The organism is Yersinia sp. LJYL362, assembly GCF_048323875.1.
Genome location: NZ_JBLWEX010000307.1, coordinates 18,700 through 38,106, shown reverse-complemented (window position 1 = coordinate 38,106; position 19,407 = coordinate 18,700). Strand labels below are relative to the sequence as shown.

The window sequence follows — 19,407 nt, the reverse complement described above, 5'->3', positions numbered from 1 at the left end:
TGCCAAGTATTTTAACTGTATCGAGCCTTTGCGTCGCAAGATCACCGCACAATTTACAACTATTGTTCTTAACCTTCGACTGGATTGTAGTACCAAATATAAAGCTCGTACTGCAATACGGATCACAAAACGGTCAATACCTTGCAATTTTGCTGAAAAGTTGGGATTTGCGCGAAGAACGTTTAAAGGTTTTGACACACATTGATGAGCAAAAAAGAAATTCAGCGAAGTGATATATGTGGGGGCTAAGGGGACAAAGCCATGCGTAGGGAGGCGTTACATCTCTTGAGAGTTAACTGACAAACATCACAGAAATCCACGCAGTTGCGTGGATTTCTGTTTTTACCATGTTTCAATTTATCTCATAGAAGCACAGCAGAAATGTTTAGCTATCTGTCATCTCAACGCAATGCTTGAAGAATATCGTATGCTGCTTGTACGCGGACTGGATTAGGGTAATTCTTGTTCGCTAACATCACTATGCCAACCTTCTCCTCTGGGATGAATACAATATAAGCGCCAAAGCCATTGGTTGCACCGGTCTTATGAACCCAGGACGCTCGCACAGCAGGTTGCGCAGGTACCAATGCCTCAACCTTACGTGGTTTTAACGCAATATCATTGCCACTATCGGCAATCACCCTCTGTGGATTGATAGGCCAGTTATACATTTCCCATCCCAAGCCCTGGAACATATCCCCCGCTTGGAAATAACGTGATTGAGATGCGATGGTCGCTGCTTTTAGCTTATCGTTACCGGCAGGTAAGCTTTCTGGGTCCATATTGGCCTGCATAAATCTCACCATATCTTGCGAGGTGGATTTCACTCCATAGGCTTCCTCACCCAACATGCCCAAGGTAACGCGCACTGGCTGACCATCTTTATATCCCCACGCATAATTTGACTGCATGGATTCGGGGATGGTGATAAAGGTATGATCCAGTTTTAAAGGCTGGAACACATATTCCTTCATATAGTTTTCAAATGTTAACTGACTTCTTTTCACCGCCAGCGCACCAAATAGTCCAATGCTTGCATTAGAATAATTGCGCATCACTCCAGGTGCCCACTGTGGCTGCCATTGTTGATAATATTGCCACAATGATTTTTGGTCGGTCACCGAATCGGGGAGTTGCAGAGGAAGTCCACCCGCAGTGTACGTCGCCAGATGCAACATTTTCACATCTTTCCACTGGCTGCCCGTTAGCTCAGGAGCATACTCCGTCACGGGATCATTAAGGTTCATAATACCGGTTTGCATGGCATATTCTCCGGCGACGCCGGTAAAGGTCTTACTCACTGAACCGAGTTCAAACAGTGTATTTTCGGTTACCGGACGACCTGTTTTTATATCCGCCATACCATAGTTAAAGAATTGCGGCTTTCCGTCATAAAATATTGCGACGGCCATACCTGGAATACCTTGTTTTTCGAGTAACGGCGTAAGAGTTTTATTGACGATAGTCGCAACCTGCTGCTCCGTAAGTTTGGTTTGTGCCAAACTATAAAGTGGGAAAGTTGCGATGGCGGTAAAGATCAAGGTATTGATTATAGACTTTTTCATCATTAGTAAATCTTCCATAGACTGATAAATGGCATGCAGTGTGGCTCCTTTTGCGTGAAGGATTCTGCAATGATTGACTATGGATAACAATCGATTATATTTAGCACTTGATAATAGAAAATCTAACAAGTAAATCTATGGTTCGCAGCTATATTCCTTTAAATTCACTTCGCGCCTTCGAGGCTGCGGCCAGACAGTTAAGTTTTACTAAGGCTGCTATCGAATTAAATGTCACCCATGCAGCAATAAGTCAGCAGGTCAAAGCGCTGGAACAACGTCTCAACTGTCGCCTCTTTATTCGTATTTCACGCGGATTAGTGCTCACAACCGAAGGGGAGAATCTGCTCCCCATCCTGAACGATTCTTTTGATCGTATCGCGGATACGCTAGACCGTTTCTCCGCTGGAATAATGCGTGAAAAAGTCAGGGTGGGTGTTGTCGGGACCTTTGCAACCGGCTATTTATTGTCACGACTGAGGGATTTTCAACAACATTCCCCACATGTGGATATTCTACTCTCAACACATAACAATCGTGTCGATGTTGTGGCTGAAGGGCTGGATTATGCCATTCGTTACGGCAATGGAGCCTGGCATGGTACGGAGTCACAATTTTTATGTGATGCTCCACTTGCCCCACTGTGCGCCCCCTCACTAGCAAAAAATTTACGCCACCCTACTGATCTTCAAAAGTTTATGCTGCTCCGTTCTTATCGTCGCGATGAGTGGTCGGCTTGGTTTGCTGCTGCGGGAGGGTCTGTACCTTCACCTTCCCAGCAAATAATGATGTTCGACTCGTCAGTCAGTATGCTGGAAGCGGCGCAGGCGGAAATAGGTATCGCACTGGCTCCACCTGCCATGTTTATGCATCTATTGCGCAGTGAACGCATAATCCAACCTTTTAGCACGACAGTCAGTCTCGGGGGATATTGGTTAACTCGCCTACAGTCTCGTACTGAGACACCGGCTATGCGGGATTTTGCTCTGTGGTTATTATCTGAAATGAAGTCTGAGGGAGAATAGCGCTGTATCGACTGCTAATAACACTGTTTGAACGACAAAAATCCGCGAAGTGCCTATCAAGAAACGGTGGCCTATTGGAAAATACCAAAGGCCACCAGCAAGTAAATTAATCAGTAATGCTTTGCTTTTTCTCTCGAATGTCTTGTTCAATTCCATCACGAACATCTTGCGGAATTTTCAGGGCGTCGCCCAGCGCGGCAAGATAGCTACGCTCCATAAAATGGTCCACATCAATGACGGCGCAACTCAGGAAGTAGAGTTCCAACGCTTCCTCTTCATTTTGAATATCACGCGCCAGTAATTGGGGATCCAATGGCTGATCAATTGCCTGTTGTACCAGACGTTCACCCTGCTCACTTATACCAGCCTCGCGCATATTCTGCTCAATAATACCGCGTTCTTTCGCATCAATATGCCCATCACTTTTGGCCGCAAACACCAGTGCCATGACCAACCGCTGCACACGCTGATCTATCGGGGCAACTTGTTGACCATACTGTGGTTCATCCTGATGATTCTGACGAATTCTGTCTTTATATTTATTCCATAACACGGTTCCCAGTACCGCGCCACCGCCGGCTAATAACGCACTGCTGCCATATTTGCTCAGTAGTTTACGTGAGGATTTACTGCCAACAAGTAAGCCGGCAAGGCCACCCAATGCGCCAGGCACTAACATATTACTCAGGCCAGAAGCCCCGTCACCGTTCTTCTTCGTTGTCTGCCCGAGCATTGACTGTAATTGTTGCATCAAGTTATTCATAAGCTTCACCAATAAAATGGAGTAAACCACCTGAGAATAAAGCAACAAATGTCAAGATGTGTATGAGGATGTAAAAAAGCCTATCTCCCCATATTGAAAATGCTTTTAAAATGCCTCTCCAATTTGAAAAAGACAAATAAAACACTAAAAGCCCATGCTATTGCGTGGGCTTTTGTTGTTATCACCTCAGCAATAATGTCGTGGTGCGCAGTAAGAAATGAGAACATAAATAACAAACATCCGCTCACACTATATTACGCCCACTTTGAGGGTTACCCCTCCAATTAAGGAGGGGCTAGATTTACAGACCTTTTGATTTCAACAACTCAATCTGATTTACAAACAATTGAACTGGGTCAATGTCCTTGCTAACCATACCCGCGGTCTGATTAATCGCATCCACATGGTCTAACTGATAATCCGAACGGATAACTTTCCCCAAGTGCATACTGTAACGTCCGACCAGACCATCATTTTGATTACGTTCTTTGGTGAACAAGAGTGATAAGGCAACCAATGAATGGTGCAGCGGATCGAGGTTGTTCAATCCTTCAGTCAGTGGGTTATAACCCAGAACGCCCCCCCATGAATAATAGTAGACTCCATTATCAAACTCTTTCCCCTCACCTCCCCAGGTTTCAGGTAACCCCTGAGGATATTTGGTATTAAACTTAGCCACATTCTCGGTCGTCAGTGCATCAATAGACTCCATAAAATCCTGCGGCAGGAATGGCTTACCACTTAGCAGAGAAACAAATACACCGAATGCAGACATGATAGTATTAACAATATGTTCCGGAAGACTACCAGGCACCAGCGCTGAGCGAACTAAATCGGCAATTTCCGACCCATGGTTAACCCCATTAACCGAGGTCACAGACGCTATAAGTTCAGGATGCGTTGCAGCAACATAACGACATGCCAAAGGCCCCTGACTATGACCAATAAGGTTAACTTTTTTCGCCCCCGTTTTTGCCATGACTTCTTTGACAAATTTAAGTAATTGCTCGCCGCGTACTTCATTACTGTTGGTGGCGGAAATTGTGGCGATAAAGACTTGTGCGCCCGCTTTTTTTAGCGGTTCTTCGACACCATAAAAATAAGGGTAAACCCCTGCGATTTTGTCGAATCCAAGTAAGCCATGAACTAATACGACTGGATATTTCAAAGTTGAATTTGTAGACATAATAAATACCTTTTTAGTTGAACAAAAAAAAGCCGAGAAATTAATCCTCGGCATGGGTTATCACCATCGCGATATTTCGCGACGGTGTAGGACTAAGGTTTCTACTTTCTTGTGAAATAAATTAGCCAGGCAAACACCTGTGATATATGCCAGCTATCTGATTGGTGATAATGCCAATTTGCTCCAGGGGATTAAATAACCCTGCCGATGGAGTCAGCGAGTCAGGATCTAAATTTCAATAGTCCGAAAACCATTCTTGCTGATTAGTTATTGCGGATATTTCGGCTATATCACATTGAAATTATGCTGCTTGACGGCGGTAATACGTCTACACAGCAAATTACACGGTTATAACAGCGATAAGGGCGGCACTTAATCTGTCAGGCATAATTCCCGCTCTACCTCGCGACGATTCTTTAACCCTTTCCACGACTGACCATCAGCATATATCCAGCGGCGTAACTCATCGCAAGCGCCTTTGATGTCGCCAGTATTGAGCTTTTTAAGCAGCGTAGATTGGATAAAAGCATGCTGCCCGACGTTATAGGTGAACGAGTACAGAGCCGCTTTCTGGTATTGGCTTAGTGGGATTTTCACAGCTGCATCAACAATGCGTTGTACTGGCGTCAGATCTTGTTGCAATAAAGCATCGCATTCCGCATCAGAATATTTTTTACTGGGGATGATATCTTTACCGGTGTGGCCATCGCATACAGTGAGGACATTGACGACATCGTAGTAAGCCACATACTTGCGGCCCTCTAATCCATCTTCACCACCCAGTAATACACCAGCAATAGCCAGTGCTCCGAAAGCAGAAACACCCATTAACTTACTGCGAAGAGTTGGAGACATTTTATTTCTTCCGTAATTGAAATTCTTTTCGCTTATAGTGCCAATTCACAATAAAGGTTCCCGTCGTGCAGACAATACCGACTACCATGGCCCATTCGTTTAGAGATAAGGCACCAATCGTTGTTGTTAACCCGCCGAACCACAAGGATATCGCGCTGGAATATTTATCCATCTTCATTGTCTCCCCCTGCCAGTTGGCCTGGGCATATATTTGCTGCTTTTGGAAAATAGCTCGCCGCCGTGCCCCATCCAGACGCAGAGATTATTTGAGGATAATTGATGCTGGCGATGAACTATAAAACCACACAAATAGCGAGGCCTAATAATTTAAATTATTATGTAAAAATACCGTCTCTTTCGGTGATAATAAGCCAACAACATAGACAAAAGGAAAATTGCTCGATGAATACCGGTTTTATTCTGCTCTGTATTTATGTAGTTGGCGTTATTATTTCTACTTTCATTATTTTCCCGCTGACACGTGACCAGAGCTTAGTAGTAAGGTGCTTGTCATCACTTTTAATTGGTATAACCTGGCCCTTAAGCCTGCCCGTTGCCCTGCTGCTCTCGATGTTCTAATTAATACGCGTTAGGAGCTGAGCCCAAAAGTATCGGGCCTCATCAATGCTTGGGGTAAAATGAAAAAACCCCGCCTGAGCGAGGTTTATTTGACTGTGTGAGTGCAACTGCACAACCAACTGTTATCAGACTAATGCACTTTTTGCGGCCGCACCAACACTTTTATCATAAAAAATTAATTTTGTATTTCGGCGTCCATCTCAAGGCGAATATCCATCATAGCAAGGCAACCATCAACAAAGCCCTCAGCCATTTGTAGATTTATTCTTATTGCTCTTTCGTCTTTCTTTTGTTGCCTTGCAATAGCACGTTTGGATTGATTATAGACATAATGCCGAATGACCAATTCCCACTCGTCATACCGATGACGTTTTAAACGAGAAACACATCCATCAACGGCTAATCCATCATCATCACAACATGAAGGTCGTGATGAGGTGGTATACGGGAGTAAACCTTTAAACCCCGCGGCAATAGAGGAATAGTCAATACCTGAATTATCTTTAGCCCATACACCCCAGCGCTCAAGAACAAGTTGAATATTACGCCTTGGTTTTTTCTGCCCTGAAGGCAAGTTTTTCGATATTCGCATCATAACTCTTCTTCCTTCCGTGAAATATACTGTGTGTGCATAACGCCCCGTCCTAATTAGGGTCGATGGTGGCGCTATTAATTAAATGGGGGAGTTTATGGAAAATATGGCATTTCCAGGCCCCTGCCCATTTGGAGGTTTAATTGCACAGCGCGGCAATACATCACAGTATTTGAGGCAAGTTATAGGGGCTGCGTGCTTATCTGCCCACAAGCCGCTATGACGAATATATTTTGTTAAATAGTTGACGTAGCTGTATCTCAACTTGATTTTATAATGCAGATACTGCCTGACTTCGAGCATGGCCGGTGTCAGTATGTTATTGTCAGATTTGATAAATGATAGTTGTGTCATCTTGCCCCCTTGAGTGATGACACAACAACTGCTTAGGTTGTCAGTTGTTCAGGCCGACAGAGCTATTATTCCGTTAAACATCGGGCATTGAAATTGTATACCCGGCTATTTCTGCCAATTCGATTAATACCGGTAAGGTCGCGACAAACTGATTATCTCTTAAGTGTTCCACACTCACTATCTCACCATGTTCGCAACGGAGTAAAACTGTACCATCCGAAGGCAGAAGCTTAATCAAGTTTTCTATAGGAATCATTAGGTAACATCCTTATATTATTAACCCCCTACAGGGGACCCGATTAAACTCGATTTCCCTTCTAACTAAATTAATTAAAGCCACATATTAGAAATAGCTGATATAACCCCATGAAAGAGGAAATATCAGCTGCTCTCATTTTATTAAGTGTCTTTTTCCCAAGGGCATAGCTCGGTTAACGCGGTTTCCAGCGTGGAGATATCGTCAGAGCTGAGCAATGGGATCAGCTTTTCAATTTCATCATCTGGTCGTTTATAAATCCGTAGATTTACGATCCTCGTAATGACATCTTCAGAGAAACGGTATTTTATGACCCGAGCCGGGTTGCCACCGACGACGGCATACGCAGGAATATCTTTTGTGACAATACTCCCTGCCGCAATAACAGCGCCCTCACCGACCGTAACACCTGGCATAACCATACAGCGCATTCCAAGCCAGCACCCATCATTCAGTACGGTATTCCCTCTGGGCTGATAAGATTTTTTCACCATACTCATAAAGGGATAAAGGCTAATAAAATCAATGGAGTGATTATGATTCCCGCCCATTAATATTACAGCTTCCGCACCAATACAGACATAATCACCAATAATAAGTTGGTCAATATGCCCAAGCGGCTCCCATTGCTGGCTGACGTTGTCGCCGTGGAGATAACGAACAACCGAATGTTCAAACCCATCGTCCCAACAGTCACTGTAGTAACTATGTTGGCCTCTGATCAAAATATTCGGGTTCTTGACGGAAAGATGCAGATACTCGACTTGTGACCAGTGTTTATTTTTCATGACTTTTTCCTTTTCGATAAAAGAAAGCCACGGAACGTGTTGATTTCGTGGCAGTGATTATACGTTCAGATAACCACTGCTTTTAGCTATTCGAGGATGGAACATCAGCGGACAACGGAAATAATTTATATTCATAAAAACCACCTTTTGTCTTATTTTAAGTAGATTTTCTCATATGTTCAATTGTGATTTTTTATAACTAACCTTTTAGCACTAGAGTTGCCTACCGCTACGTAATGGGTATTTTTGATCCCAGCCCAGTTTGGGCTGAAGATGGGCATCTTTGTCTGGGTAGCTTCAACCTCCACGTTAAACAGCAACCAGATTAAATCATAGGGTTATATCAAAGTACAACTAAAGAGTTATTTATATAATTAAACCTTTGGTTTATAATCTTGATATGAAAGAAGAAAAAAGCTCACTGGAACCGCCTATTGCGGCTCGACTTTATCACTTAATGAATAAAACCGGCGTGAATAAGTCGGGGCTTGCTCGTATCTGCGGAATAACTCCTCAAGCCGCTGGTCGCTGGTTCACGAAAGGAAAGATAAGCAAAGATTCGGCATTAAAATTATCTGAAGCCTTTGGTGTTTCCCTTTCCTGGTTGCTAAGTGATGAAACGGATAACCCAGAGCTCCCCACCGTCTCAGAAGTCGTTTTAAGTGAAAGACAAAGGGAATTGCTGAATTTGTTTGACCGACTACCTGAAAGTGATAAAGACAATTATATTGAAGCACTTAGGACCAAAGTTGAGAACTACGACAGGTTATTCAATGAGCTATTGAAATCCAGAAATATCAAAGAATTATCCTTAAAGTAGAAACAATAGACAAAATAAATCACCAATGAAACCAGCTCTTACTGGTTTTTTCGTCTGAACTTCAAAACATTAACCCTATGATTGATAATGAAGTAAAACCAATGATTGATATCAATATAACCCTATGATTTAATCCACTCATCAACGGCACAGCAGCCGCTTAGGTGAGCAAGTTCTGACAATCTGAAAGCAGATAAATCGTGAGTAAAGCATAACTTTTGGAATAAGAATGGAATATAAAAAGATAGACTAAATAACAACTCCATCAATATAATCAACTCACTCATACACCAATTTATATAAGGAGGATTGCCATGTTGACCCGTGAAATGTTTTTAGTTTCGCTCGTCCTTAGCGATCGTCATTGCTCAAGCATTACTGGTATCGTGCTGCGATAACCTGCTTGAGCGAAGCTAACTAAACAATCTGAGAACTTCCCTCCGGCTTACCGGTTATCGTCAGTAATTTTTGACGATAGGCATTTTTATGCCTGAAATCTGGATAAGCATTATGAGTACATTACTTTCTGCACAATCTGTCAGCTACGACAACACCTTCGGTCCGTTACTGGCTGAGATTTCTTTTAGCCTGAAAAAAGGCGACCGCATCGGCCTGATTGGGCATAACGGCTGTGGCAAAAGTACCCTTCTGAATATCCTCAGCGGTGCACTATCTATGACCTCTGGCACCATCACAACAGCAAATCAATGCTTGATGGCCACGGTAGAACAACATCTGCCCTGCGCATTAAACGAAGCTACGTTGATAGATGCGGTGCTCAATCATCTTCCGGGCAGCCTGCACCAACCGGAACGCTGGCAAGCCGAAGTCCTACTCGCCACACTGGGTTTTGAGGAAAACGTATGGTCACTGACTGCCGCAACTCTGAGCGGCGGGCAACATACGCGTCTGCTGCTAGCGCGAGCTTTGATCCACCAGCCGGATTTACTGCTGCTGGATGAGCCCAGTAACCACCTGGATTTACCAACTCTGCTATGGCTTGAACAGTTTCTACAAAATTGGGGAGGCAGCTTTGTACTGGTATCGCACGACCGCAGCCTGCTCGACCGCGTGACCAACTGCACCTGGATCTTGCGCGATAAAACCCTGCAATTTATTCGTCTACCCTGCTCACAAGCCAGGCTGGCGTTAGAAGAAAAGGATAGCGCCGATGCTCATCGCCATCATGCAGAACAAAAGGAGATCGACCGAGTAGCGAAAAGTGCCAAACGGTTGGCTATCTGGGGCAGCGTGTATGACAACGAAAAGCTGGCTCGTAAAGCCAAGCAGATGGAGAAACAAGTTGATCGAATGAAGGAAGATCAAACTCTATTAACGGCCGGCAATCAATGGCAATTGCGGCTCAATGGTGAAGCATTGCCTGCTGATCGTGTGCTGGCACTATCTGATTTGCAGGTGCGTCCTGCGCCGGATGCACCTGTTTTATTCGAACTGGATGAAGTTAGAGTAAAAAGTGGCGATCGCATCGCGCTAGTTGGCCGCAATGGCTGCGGTAAGTCATCGTTATTACATAGCTTATGGCAGGAATTTAACCAGCCAGAAACCTCCGATGCGGGTATAGTTTTTCATCCAAAAGTCCGTATGGGATATTACGATCAAAGCCTACATCAATTACACGATGACGATTCAATCAGCGACGCGCTGACGTCTTTTGCACCATTGACGGAAGACCAGCGAAAAATGGCGCTGATTGGTGCGGGCTTCCCTTACCTGCGGCATCAACAAAAGGTAAGTACCCTAAGCGGTGGCGAACGTTCACGGCTGCTGTTTATCGGCTTAACACTGGCAAACTATTCGTTACTGCTACTGGATGAGCCGACCAACCACCTCGATATAGAAGGTAAAGAGGAACTGGCGGAAACACTAAAAACGTTCAAAGGTGCAGTATTATTGGTGTCACATGACCGCATGCTAATTGAGCAAAGTTGTAATCGCTTCTGGTTGATCCACCAACAACGGCTCGAAGAGTGGCACGACCTGGCTCCGGTTTACAACATTCTGGCCGATAAACCAGTAATAGCGCCGAGTTCAAATTCAGCCATTGCTACAGCTGCTATTACCACCCTCATGAAAAGTGAGGAAGATTATTTGCTGACAGCCTTGCTGGATCTGGAGGCCAAACTGGCCGAGGATTTGGCGCGGAAACCTAAACACCAAAAAATCACATTACAACGTGAGTGGCAGCAACAAATCGACGAGCTTAATAGTCTGCTAGGTTTAAGAGAGTGAGGACTAACGGATTCAAAAGTTTTTAACTCAAAGATCCGCTGGGTGTATGACCAATAAGCCTCATCAGTTTCTGATGGGGCTTATTCCATGCTTTCAGGTTGCTGGCTCCCACAAAAATCAGTACCAGTAAACATAAATCGCCAACTAGACAGTATAACTCTCGCCATAATTTCAAACTATTTTCAGAGCCTCGTTCGCTATAATCCTAGGGTATTACCTGTGACAACATTCACCGTTATCTATCTGGATTCCCATAGAAATGAGTGTGTAAAAATTTCGCCGGTTGAACCTGGCTAAAATAATCAATGTAGAAACCATGGCCGGACATCGATTATTTATTTTTTTATCAGAGATAAGAAAAATATTTACTCCACGAGACGGCTAAATACAGAGCTTTCTTGTAGAAAATCTATTGAGCAATAGATATGCAGTGGCACTGCTTTAGTTAACACCATAAGGAAATGGATATGAGTCTTAGCTTGCCTGGCAATGATTTGTATTACCTGCCACGTGATAATCTTCCCCCCGAAGAGTATGAGCGCATAATAAGCGCGTACGCTGCATGGTCACGTATCTGCCGTGAATATCAATTGGATGACCGCAATAATAATGGTCATTACATTATTAATATGCGTGAAAACAAGGCAGCCTCGCATTCGAGGCCATCTCGTGAGGCTCGGGAAAAAGACAAACTGAAAAAATGGTATTTTCCGGCGATATTGTCATGCTTAGCGACATTCATGGCCCTGCCAAGCTATTTTATATTGGTGAAAACGGTAAGCTTATTTGCACCGATCCACTTAGTTTTCATTCTGATGGTGCGAAAAAGATTATCGCTGAATTTAATAGCTCGGTGAGTAGAAAAGATTATAGTCACTCTGAAGGAAAACCACGACCAACACAGGTTCAGCGTTTGGTACGTGCTTCTGTACCTGATTTGCCAGCACAGCAAGCCTTCCGTACTATTAACACCAAGGCTGCCGGAGGCGTTTACAACGGAAATGTTGAAGGTTATACGAAAACAGCCCAAGATTTAGGCGGTTAAGCAAGCTAAAGCAAAAGTGTTAGCTGACGGTACTAGAGAAACGTTCCCTAATGGAAATATGGCGGATGCTCATGCCGAAATAGGTGCTCTTCAACAAGCACATGAAGCTGGGGTCTCGAAGGGAGCCGATATAAACATGGTTGTGAGCGGTAAAGATGTCTGTGGTTACTGTAGAGGCGATATTGCTGCAGCCGCAAATGCCGCTGAAGTAAACTCGCTCACTATACATGCTGTCGATAAATATGGTGACCCAGTAAAATACACATGGGAAACAGGAATGAAATTTATCAAGGTGGCTAAATGAATAAAGATATGGTGTTAGGCGGTTATTTCTTTAGCCCTTCTGGTGATAGGGAACAGTTAAAACCTTTAAAGAACCCTTCTGAGGATGACTTACTCCAAGTCCTTGAACTTTTCCGTGATAACGTTGGTGTGTTGGGTATGAAAAATAACGCTTGTGACGATATCGGTCCTGAAGAGTTATCTTTATACACTGAATCTGGACGCTATATGTTGTTGCTAGGTGAAAATGATTGTGATGGTGAATATAACGTCAGGACGTTGCACAACCTAAACTCACCAGGTGGCTTGCAGCTTATGCACGGTGAACCTTATGGAGCATCAACTATAGTTGATGCTTTTGATCCGGTGATCACTGCTTTTCGAGAGTATCTAGCTACTGGTAATGTATCGACAGACCTCCTTTATTAATATTGCTTAAGTCATCAAAATGGCGATCCAACCCAGCGCCATTGCTAGGTTTTCGTGCTTGATCCCGACATCGTAATTACTCCAATAACGCGTCAAAACTCATGCTTTATTAACGCGTCAAGGATATCCGAATTGGTAGTTTTGAGATTTATTAACGCCAATAAATTTGATGAAAACATCATGCTGCAGATGATTATATTTTTTGAGATAACTTAGATAATTAATTGACAAGCCATATAACCTTATATTTAACAAAGTATTATTTATTCAAATTATTGGGATATAACAACATTCATAAGAAAACCGCATTATTAGACAAGAGATAAAAAACATTGACACCCTCATGAAATATCCGTTGACCAATCAGCTCTGTCTTTAGAGCTACCATGGTTTTTATAACACCGAAACTTTCCCCTACGGCGTGGAGTTCTGTATTCATTCCCTCTTCGGGAAAATTCTCAATTAAGATATCCTCGCCACTTTTATTTTGAAATCTCTCGCTCATAAAATATTCATATCAATAGCATTCCCTTCGGCATGTCTGATTCTTAATGATGGCGCTACGTTAAGCCCTCTCATACCGTACACTTTTACCATATTCTGTGTAGCTTTAATGCTTTTCACAGTGTCCATACTGCCATCGATCTTTTAATGCGCCCATTGGATGCAAACACCCGTTTCAACCCGTACATATTCAGGCTTGGCAAGGTTTTTTGATATTTTACAAGACCAATGCATCAAATAAACCCTCTCTGGGGGATTAATGTTGCAAATATAATTACTGCCGCGCAAATCTTATTAATTTAGATATAAAATTATCAATGCTTATTTTAAATGACGGACTTAATAATGAATTCCCTTTAGAAGTATTATTATCTATATACCAATGATAATACTCAACGTCATTGAACCATCTATTTTAACATTCTCTGTAATGGGGCCTTTCATATCAGCAACACTGCCAAGTCTCGGCATGACTTCAATATCAGCACTGAATACTTTTCCTGGTGCTTTTGTTGCATTAGCATGGACCCAGCTCAGCCCATTCAGTGGCCCAATGCTTAATGATAAAATAGCCGCAGCGGCTTCTTCCTGTTTACGGAAATATTTTGCAGTACCATCAACCTTTGCATTTGAAAAATAAACGCCGTAATCACCTATTTTTCCGGCGCCATTAACAAAACCTAATCCATAGCGACCTCCGGACGTGCTACTGCCAGCACGGTTATCGCTACCGGTCACGCTAACGTAGGTTTCAGCATCACAAATTACTGACCAGTTTTTGGTTATTGAAGGCAATACGGTGAGTGCCGAAGGTTTAACAGTATGCCCTGCAATTTCACCGACGTTATAGACTCCGCCGTCTGGAGCCATGACAATACAACCAGGGGGGCTCACCTGACCTTTGACTGTTAATTCTGCTGTTGGTGCTTTTGCGTTTGCTGCATTAAAGCCAAAAATCAAATAAGACAGTGCTGTAAGTGCTATCAGTTGCTTTTTCATGTTTATAGTCTGAGGTTATTCTAATTACATTAGAAAATGTCAACACAATTGAGGTTATCAAAGTAACAATTTTATCAAAATTTGATATTGATCAACATTTTGCCTTGTTGAGGTGATTAAACAATAAACAAAAAGGGGCGTATATCAGAATGGAAGCTGACTTATTGTAAGATATTTCTTATGCGAGATAATTTATTGTTATTTTTACAACAATAAATACGGCTCTGTTGCAGTAATCCGTCGTCAGGCAATATGTTATTTTTTACGATGTTTTCTGCATATACCACTGAAAATACAGCACTGTTCATTGATATGGTCGCGCAATGTATTTGGCTTGAACCTACACAATTTGGAGGAGATGATGGCAGAGTACGGTATTATCATTGACCATTCCCCGCTTTACCATTGAGTCACGGAGTGCCCCTGCGTCCATAGCCATTTACGTTCAAAATATAGATTGACTCTTTTCACTGTCTGGCGCACCAGTTAGCTTTTCATGGCCATCAACCTGTCGATATGTTCACATTTCTGGCGGTAATACATAGATAAAGAACGTTGCATTAGATTAGTTAGGCGTCATTTTGCAAACGATGAAGCCGCTAAGTACTTCTTTCAAAATTTCATGAGATCAGAAGTTTAGCCGGACGATTGTATGAAAAGGAAAAAGGTAAGGAATTTGCGATGAAACTACTGGGGCATAAATCGGAGAAGATGACGAACAAGTATCTTGATACGAGAGGGAAAGAATACGTGATGCTATAAAAGACCGAATATCAGATTTCGATAAAATTTCAATAAATTTCGATAAACAACAAAATTCACCTTTAAAATCAATGAGTTAAAAAGATACCGAATACGATTCCTAAAGGTGAGAATTCTTAAATTTATTTATATAAAACAATAAGATAATCAGAGTCATGACCTTTAGCACACGTTTAACACCGTCTTTAAAAGATCAATATGATCATATACTTATCAGCTATTTCGAAAATTCTCGGGGGAATTTGGGGCGCTAAAATGAGGGAAACATGTCATCAACACTATTTATAGCCTGCCTAATACTGGCTGCCGTAATGATCACCATCCACCCTGCTCTCTGCGTTCCATTTGTTATCGCCGCTTACCTGTTAGCTGGTAAAGGTAAAATGCACATGGATAGTGACGCCAGCATCATCTTGGGCATCATCGGATTTATGTTGTTATTGGTTCTGTTCGTCATTGTGAATGACACTTTCAAATAATTATTGATGCTGTAATGTAGATTAATCGCTATTCAATCTGACAGCGAGAAGTGGACTTATCGGCACTTACAGTGCAAAAAGGCTGTCAAGTCACTTTGATACCGTCTTATGATTCATTCCTGGATAGCCAGCAGAAAGATGGGAAGTTCTGAAGCCACCTTTGGTAACTGGAAAAGCTTTAAAAAGAGTGGACAGTTTTAGTTGGCTACTACAGGATTAAATAAACAAATTTAAGGGGTAGATATGGGGTTTTTAACAAGTACGCTGCTGTCAGGAATACTCTATGATGGATTTAAGACTGGCGTTGCAATAACTACAGACTTCTTAAAAGAAAAGTTAACGGGATGGCTTGTAGATGATGCCCTATTGGAGAAGTTATCTTATAAAGTAAATGCTCTTAAACTTCAGGATTATGGTGAACATGTAATCGAACGAAAATTGAACGAATCATCAGAAATACAGGAAATTTTAAAACTGGTACAACCGGAGCAAAACACGAATATTGGTTCAGTCACTCAGAATCATTGTGGCTCTGGTGATAACATTGTTGGAAATAAAATTATACACAACTAATAGAAATGGAAGATGATGGTAAACCAAGTACACAATGGCGCAGGTGACAATGTTGCGGGTCACAAATACGAATACATAATTCGTAGTATTCAATCTAAGGATCTACGAGCTGTAATAGACAATGTCATGCGTGATATTTGCTATAGAGACTTAGCCAAAGCAAGTGAAAAGCTAGATGTGCTTAATAATATCAGTTCACTAGAGCCTGATGTATACTTGTTATTGAAAGCTTTAAATATAAAACTTGAACTGGTCAAAGGTTCGCTACCATCATCAAAAAATGATCTTCTAAGATTGCTACAGCACAACAGCCTCCCAAGCGATGTTTGGGAAGCTGTTACATCGATTTTAATTGATTTGGAATCGAGATCTTCTGAAGAATTAGCTAGAAAAAGGTATTCAGCTTCAGAAACTGATGGTTTCTACATCAAAGAGGTATTCTTTGAGCGATTGGCCTCGAAAGAAGAATTATCTAAAAACTACTATAGTTCAACGGATTATGACTTATCTGAACAAGAGGTAACTGGATTAGTTCGAGGGGCTATAAGAGTTCAAGATTTTGCATTTGCTTTTGAACTGTCCCAGCTTCTGGATGAGTACTTTCCATCAAGTAATTCAAGAGTTCTTTTACTCTACACTGAAAGTTGTTTACTCGTTACTAGAAACCAACACAATCACTATTTTTCACTTAGTAAACAAGAAAAAGCTAATGCGGACAGACTCATAGTTCAATTACTAAGTGACATAAGTGACAAGAACGATAATAGACATATCGCCATTTTAACCAATCTGCTTAACCTTACCGGTTTCATAGATAGTCGCCTTTATAACTTAAGTAAATTACATATTGATAAAATCAAGAAAATAAGCTTAATGTCTGGCGAGTTCATAGAACAGCTATCTACGGGAGTGAAAGCTTCCAAGATTAAATTTGAATTAGTATCTGATACTTTGAATTTAGAACAGTTTGCCTATCTAGACTTTGCTCTTGAGCACAATCAGATAAAGACTAGGGATGTAAACAAATGGGTAGATAAGGGCGGGGTAGTCCATATTGGTGATGATTATATTAATTCCTTCTTAGACTTGTACCTTAAGGCGTCAGTATGTTCAGTTGACGATAAGAGAGAACTACAATTTTTGGATGAAAGAGCACAAAGTTTTTTAGAGCGGGACTCTAAACAGTATATTCGAATAAACCCTTATAAAATTTTAAAGTTATGCGATAAGTTTATTGGGTTGGGTTTGTCTTTGAACGCGGTTAATTATCTCAGCCCATTTTTATCTGATGAAAATTGGGTCTCTCCGATTTTTGAATGTTATCTGAATGCCCTATTTGCAAGTGAGAAGTTTGACTTATTCCTATCTAAAACTAAACATTTAGAACCAGAGGAAAAGACAGAACTAATTTACTTAAGAGAAGCCCAAATATACGAGCGATTAGCTGAATATGAGCTATCAATCAAATCGACGAGAGCCGCAATTGATATTTCATCAAACAATCCGCATACCTGGCATCTATTGTTACATGTATCTAGAAGCAAGGGGTTGAGTACAGATGATCTCAAGGAAATTGTTTTTGAGATTCCAGAGACTATTTTCTCCACTTATGATGACTCAAAGGTTGAATTAGTCAATGAAATAGCGATTTATGTAGATATAAATCTTGCAGAAAGAGTACTTGTGGATTGGTTTGTCCAAAATCCAGCAAAAGTTGCAAAACCTTTGACTCAGATTCACACAAACTCCTTAGTCAATCGTCCAAAAGTTAATCGTAATCCTTATGTGCCTATATATTGTGGTGATGGAGTTACATATTCAGATGGATTTGGAAAATTCACTCGAATTCTTACCCGTGACGTTGAGGCCAGTCACCCGTATTTGTTGGATGTAGAGTCGCCATTAGGGCAAATTCTTGAGCATATGCGAGAAGGAGACATGTCTGGCGACATTACAATGCTTGAGCGCCTATCGCCTTATGTTGCTACATTTAGGCTAGCTGCGGAGCTTCGCAGTAGAGGTAACGATGGCACTGATGCTTTCAGGCAGTTTTCTTTACCTGCTAATGAAGAAGAGTTCATCCCTTATTTTGAAAATATTTTAAGGCGTTACGCCTCAAAAGAGAAAAAAAGGGATGAGGTATTGCAAAACCCCGATGTACCCTTAGTAATGAGAGGCAATTTTACTGATCCTTCGGATCCTGTAAGAGGGGCAATAACACACTTATCGTCAAACACCTCAACTCAATATATGGGGCTGTTCAACCGTGGAGAAGAATCGCCAGACAAGGTAATTATTGACGTATATACGGCTGTTTATTTTTCACTAATGGGTTTTTCTTCAACTGTAGTTAATTTGAATATAAAACTGGTTGTATGTCAATACACTAAAAAAGTTCTAGAAAAGTGGGTTGAAAATATCCTACGAGAGGACTACATGTCTATGGGGATATCTGATAAAGGGCTTTATAGAATTACATCTAAAGATATTCGAAGAAACTTTTTAGATTTAATCCAAGGACTTCAAACATTACTGAAACACTCGACGGTCGAAGCTCTGAAGCCAGCAGATACGCCAGAACTATTAGTTAAAGTAAGAGATATGATTGATGCATCGGTTTATTCAACCTTTCAGCTTTCTGTAGCTAATGGTATCCCATTACTTTGTATTGATCACTTGATGTGCGAATTAGCATATCGTTCAGGGTGTCCAGCAGCAAACATGAATTCTGTTGTTATGAGGATTTTAAACTCTTTGACATTGAAGGAAAGAAAAAAAAGTATTCAATTTAATTTATCTTCGGGTACACCTGTTCCAATTTTGTATAGTGACATATTAGAACTCAGTTGTTCATCAGAGACCTCGGATACATACTTAGTATTTAGGTTCATGGAAAAATATGGAAAAACTATTGATACAACTGGATCTCCACTAAACTTTTTAACTGCAATTGTGAGCAACGTAACAGCAATAGCTTACCTAGATGGAACTATTTTAGCTGGCGGTAAAACGCACAATCCACGTTATGATGGATATGCTGAGTACGTTTTTAATTATTGTTGTCGTTCTGCGATGGTGACACTACATGGTGAAACCACCGAACAAAGATTAGCAATACTAATCCATAATGTAATAAATACACCTTTTCGAGTTTTCAAGTACTACTTAGAGCTGATAACACTGCTTACTTCTCAGTTTGCGGCAGGACATTTTCTGGATTTTGATGCTTGCAATGAGAGTCTGGTTGCTTGTAACGAAGGCAGAAAACTAGAAGAGCAAGGAAATACTGAAACAAGCTAACCTT

General features: G+C 41.6%; 18 protein-coding genes and 2 pseudogenes. 11 read left to right on the top strand and 9 right to left on the bottom strand.

All coding sequences use genetic code 11. From position 1 onward, the window contains the following. Window positions 1-401: 401 nt before the first annotated feature. The gene (gene ampC, locus ACNSO8_RS23905; RefSeq protein WP_418396118.1) at window positions 402-1,568 is read right to left on the bottom strand and encodes a class C beta-lactamase; all 1,167 of its coding nucleotides are present in this window, start codon (window positions 1,566-1,568) and stop codon (window positions 402-404) included. Window positions 1,569-1,702: 134 nt separating this feature from the next. Here ampC and ampR point away from each other — a divergent pair, with 134 nt between their 5' ends. After that, window positions 1,703-2,587, top strand: coding sequence for a LysR family transcriptional regulator AmpR (gene ampR, locus ACNSO8_RS23900; RefSeq protein ID WP_019083269.1), 885 nt, complete (start codon window positions 1,703-1,705; stop codon window positions 2,585-2,587). A 106-nt stretch (window positions 2,588-2,693) separates the two neighbouring features. Here ampR and ACNSO8_RS23895 read toward each other — a convergent pair whose 3' ends face one another. From ACNSO8_RS23895 to ACNSO8_RS23880, 4 genes are all read right to left on the bottom strand, one after another. Further along, window positions 2,694-3,350 carry a tellurite resistance TerB family protein gene (locus ACNSO8_RS23895; protein ID WP_019079669.1) on the bottom strand — a complete coding sequence of 219 codons (657 nt, stop codon included), beginning with the start codon at window positions 3,348-3,350 and terminating at the stop codon, window positions 2,694-2,696. 301 nt (window positions 3,351-3,651) lie between these two features. After that, window positions 3,652-4,536 carry an esterase/lipase family protein gene (locus tag ACNSO8_RS23890; protein WP_046050800.1) on the bottom strand — a complete coding sequence of 295 codons (885 nt, stop codon included), beginning with the start codon at window positions 4,534-4,536 and terminating at the stop codon, window positions 3,652-3,654. Window positions 4,537-4,908: 372 nt separating this feature from the next. Beyond that, window positions 4,909-5,391, bottom strand: a complete 483-nt coding sequence (locus ACNSO8_RS23885) for a lysozyme (protein ID WP_019079671.1) — start codon at window positions 5,389-5,391, stop codon at window positions 4,909-4,911. A gap of 1 nt (window position 5,392) precedes the next feature. Continuing rightward, window positions 5,393-5,569: a phage holin family protein gene (locus tag ACNSO8_RS23880; protein WP_005161370.1), complete on the bottom strand. Its 177-nt coding sequence runs from the start codon at window positions 5,567-5,569 to the stop codon at window positions 5,393-5,395. 224 nt (window positions 5,570-5,793) lie between these two features. Between ACNSO8_RS23880 and ACNSO8_RS23875 the strand changes: the two genes are divergently transcribed. Further along, entirely contained in the window at window positions 5,794-5,970 is a 177-nt protein-coding gene (locus tag ACNSO8_RS23875; protein ID WP_005170265.1) for a GhoT/OrtT family toxin, read from the top strand. A gap of 175 nt (window positions 5,971-6,145) precedes the next feature. Here the strand turns inward: ACNSO8_RS23875 and ACNSO8_RS23870 are convergent, their stop codons facing one another. Both ACNSO8_RS23870 and ACNSO8_RS23865 read right to left on the bottom strand, forming a co-directional pair. Next, entirely contained in the window at window positions 6,146-6,565 is a 420-nt protein-coding gene (locus ACNSO8_RS23870) for an antiterminator Q family protein (RefSeq protein ID WP_019083270.1), read from the bottom strand. A 750-nt stretch (window positions 6,566-7,315) separates the two neighbouring features. Further along, complete coding sequence (locus ACNSO8_RS23865; RefSeq protein WP_019079674.1) at window positions 7,316-7,960, bottom strand: CatB-related O-acetyltransferase; 645 nt, start codon at window positions 7,958-7,960, stop codon at window positions 7,316-7,318. A 400-nt stretch (window positions 7,961-8,360) separates the two neighbouring features. Here ACNSO8_RS23865 and ACNSO8_RS23860 point away from each other — a divergent pair, with 400 nt between their 5' ends. The 5 genes and pseudogenes from ACNSO8_RS23860 to ACNSO8_RS23840 all read left to right on the top strand — a co-directional run bounded on the left by ACNSO8_RS23860 (window position 8,361) and on the right by ACNSO8_RS23840 (window position 12,786). Next, on the top strand, window positions 8,361-8,780 hold the full coding sequence (locus ACNSO8_RS23860; protein WP_050123443.1) for a helix-turn-helix domain-containing protein: 420 nt from the start codon (window positions 8,361-8,363) through the stop codon (window positions 8,778-8,780). 510 nt (window positions 8,781-9,290) lie between these two features. After that, window positions 9,291-11,030 carry an ABC-F family ATP-binding cassette domain-containing protein gene (locus ACNSO8_RS23855; protein WP_050160133.1) on the top strand — a complete coding sequence of 580 codons (1,740 nt, stop codon included), beginning with the start codon at window positions 9,291-9,293 and terminating at the stop codon, window positions 11,028-11,030. Window positions 11,031-11,497: 467 nt separating this feature from the next. Beyond that, window positions 11,498-12,069 (top strand): annotated as a pseudogene (locus tag ACNSO8_RS23850) (hypothetical protein); the annotation flags it as partial. 22 nt (window positions 12,070-12,091) lie between these two features. After that, window positions 12,092-12,379 (top strand): hypothetical protein, encoded by a 288-nt coding sequence (locus ACNSO8_RS23845; protein WP_074011431.1) that lies wholly within the window; start codon window positions 12,092-12,094, stop codon window positions 12,377-12,379. Continuing rightward, window positions 12,376-12,786: a DUF6911 family protein gene (locus ACNSO8_RS23840; RefSeq protein ID WP_050916815.1), complete on the top strand. Its 411-nt coding sequence runs from the start codon at window positions 12,376-12,378 to the stop codon at window positions 12,784-12,786. The genes ACNSO8_RS23845 and ACNSO8_RS23840 overlap by 4 nt, the downstream gene beginning before the upstream one ends. 292 nt (window positions 12,787-13,078) lie before the next feature. Here ACNSO8_RS23840 and ACNSO8_RS23835 read toward each other — a convergent pair whose 3' ends face one another. Together ACNSO8_RS23835 and ACNSO8_RS23830 are read right to left on the bottom strand one after the other, a co-directional pair. Beyond that, a complete protein-coding gene (locus ACNSO8_RS23835) occupies window positions 13,079-13,291 on the bottom strand; it encodes a hypothetical protein (RefSeq protein ID WP_046694919.1) in 213 nt (70 codons plus the stop codon). A 371-nt stretch (window positions 13,292-13,662) separates the two neighbouring features. Further along, the gene (locus ACNSO8_RS23830) at window positions 13,663-14,289 is read right to left on the bottom strand and encodes a DUF1120 domain-containing protein (RefSeq protein WP_019079681.1); all 627 of its coding nucleotides are present in this window, start codon (window positions 14,287-14,289) and stop codon (window positions 13,663-13,665) included. Between the two features lie 618 nt (window positions 14,290-14,907). Here ACNSO8_RS23830 and ACNSO8_RS23825 point away from each other — a divergent pair. The 4 genes and pseudogenes from ACNSO8_RS23825 to ACNSO8_RS23810 all read left to right on the top strand — a co-directional run. Further along, window positions 14,908-15,051: pseudogene (locus ACNSO8_RS23825) on the top strand (tyrosine-type recombinase/integrase); the annotation flags it as partial. A gap of 266 nt (window positions 15,052-15,317) precedes the next feature. Beyond that, window positions 15,318-15,530 carry a hypothetical protein gene (locus tag ACNSO8_RS23820; RefSeq protein WP_418396117.1) on the top strand — a complete coding sequence of 71 codons (213 nt, stop codon included), beginning with the start codon at window positions 15,318-15,320 and terminating at the stop codon, window positions 15,528-15,530. Window positions 15,531-15,773: 243 nt separating this feature from the next. Beyond that, window positions 15,774-16,103 (top strand): hypothetical protein, encoded by a 330-nt coding sequence (locus ACNSO8_RS23815; protein WP_050298250.1) that lies wholly within the window; start codon window positions 15,774-15,776, stop codon window positions 16,101-16,103. A 12-nt stretch (window positions 16,104-16,115) separates the two neighbouring features. Then, window positions 16,116-19,403 (top strand): PIN domain-containing protein, encoded by a 3,288-nt coding sequence (locus ACNSO8_RS23810; RefSeq protein ID WP_418396116.1) that lies wholly within the window; start codon window positions 16,116-16,118, stop codon window positions 19,401-19,403. Window positions 19,404-19,407 lie beyond the last annotated feature (4 nt).

What these genes read in the sequence shown, in the direction of transcription:
- ACNSO8_RS23880 (WP_005161370.1), bottom strand. Translation starts at nt 5,569, where the DNA reads ATGAAGATGGATAAATATTCCAGCGCGATATCCTTGTGGTTCGGCGGG.
- ACNSO8_RS23820 (WP_418396117.1), top strand. Translation starts at nt 15,318, where the DNA reads ATGTCATCAACACTATTTATAGCCTGCCTAATACTGGCTGCCGTAATG.
- ACNSO8_RS23865 (WP_019079674.1), bottom strand. Translation starts at nt 7,960, where the DNA reads ATGAAAAATAAACACTGGTCACAAGTCGAGTATCTGCATCTTTCCGTC.
- ACNSO8_RS23890 (WP_046050800.1), bottom strand. Translation starts at nt 4,536, where the DNA reads ATGTCTACAAATTCAACTTTGAAATATCCAGTCGTATTAGTTCATGGC.
- ACNSO8_RS23840 (WP_050916815.1), top strand. Translation starts at nt 12,376, where the DNA reads ATGAATAAAGATATGGTGTTAGGCGGTTATTTCTTTAGCCCTTCTGGT.
- ACNSO8_RS23860 (WP_050123443.1), top strand. Translation starts at nt 8,361, where the DNA reads ATGAAAGAAGAAAAAAGCTCACTGGAACCGCCTATTGCGGCTCGACTT.
- ampR (WP_019083269.1), top strand. Translation starts at nt 1,703, where the DNA reads ATGGTTCGCAGCTATATTCCTTTAAATTCACTTCGCGCCTTCGAGGCT.
- ACNSO8_RS23895 (WP_019079669.1), bottom strand. Translation starts at nt 3,350, where the DNA reads ATGAATAACTTGATGCAACAATTACAGTCAATGCTCGGGCAGACAACG.
- ACNSO8_RS23885 (WP_019079671.1), bottom strand. Translation starts at nt 5,391, where the DNA reads ATGTCTCCAACTCTTCGCAGTAAGTTAATGGGTGTTTCTGCTTTCGGA.
- ACNSO8_RS23855 (WP_050160133.1), top strand. Translation starts at nt 9,291, where the DNA reads ATGAGTACATTACTTTCTGCACAATCTGTCAGCTACGACAACACCTTC.
- ACNSO8_RS23835 (WP_046694919.1), bottom strand. Translation starts at nt 13,291, where the DNA reads ATGAGCGAGAGATTTCAAAATAAAAGTGGCGAGGATATCTTAATTGAG.
- ACNSO8_RS23875 (WP_005170265.1), top strand. Translation starts at nt 5,794, where the DNA reads ATGAATACCGGTTTTATTCTGCTCTGTATTTATGTAGTTGGCGTTATT.
- ACNSO8_RS23870 (WP_019083270.1), bottom strand. Translation starts at nt 6,565, where the DNA reads ATGATGCGAATATCGAAAAACTTGCCTTCAGGGCAGAAAAAACCAAGG.
- ACNSO8_RS23830 (WP_019079681.1), bottom strand. Translation starts at nt 14,289, where the DNA reads ATGAAAAAGCAACTGATAGCACTTACAGCACTGTCTTATTTGATTTTT.
- ACNSO8_RS23815 (WP_050298250.1), top strand. Translation starts at nt 15,774, where the DNA reads ATGGGGTTTTTAACAAGTACGCTGCTGTCAGGAATACTCTATGATGGA.
- ampC (WP_418396118.1), bottom strand. Translation starts at nt 1,568, where the DNA reads ATGATGAAAAAGTCTATAATCAATACCTTGATCTTTACCGCCATCGCA.
- ACNSO8_RS23810 (WP_418396116.1), top strand. Translation starts at nt 16,116, where the DNA reads ATGATGGTAAACCAAGTACACAATGGCGCAGGTGACAATGTTGCGGGT.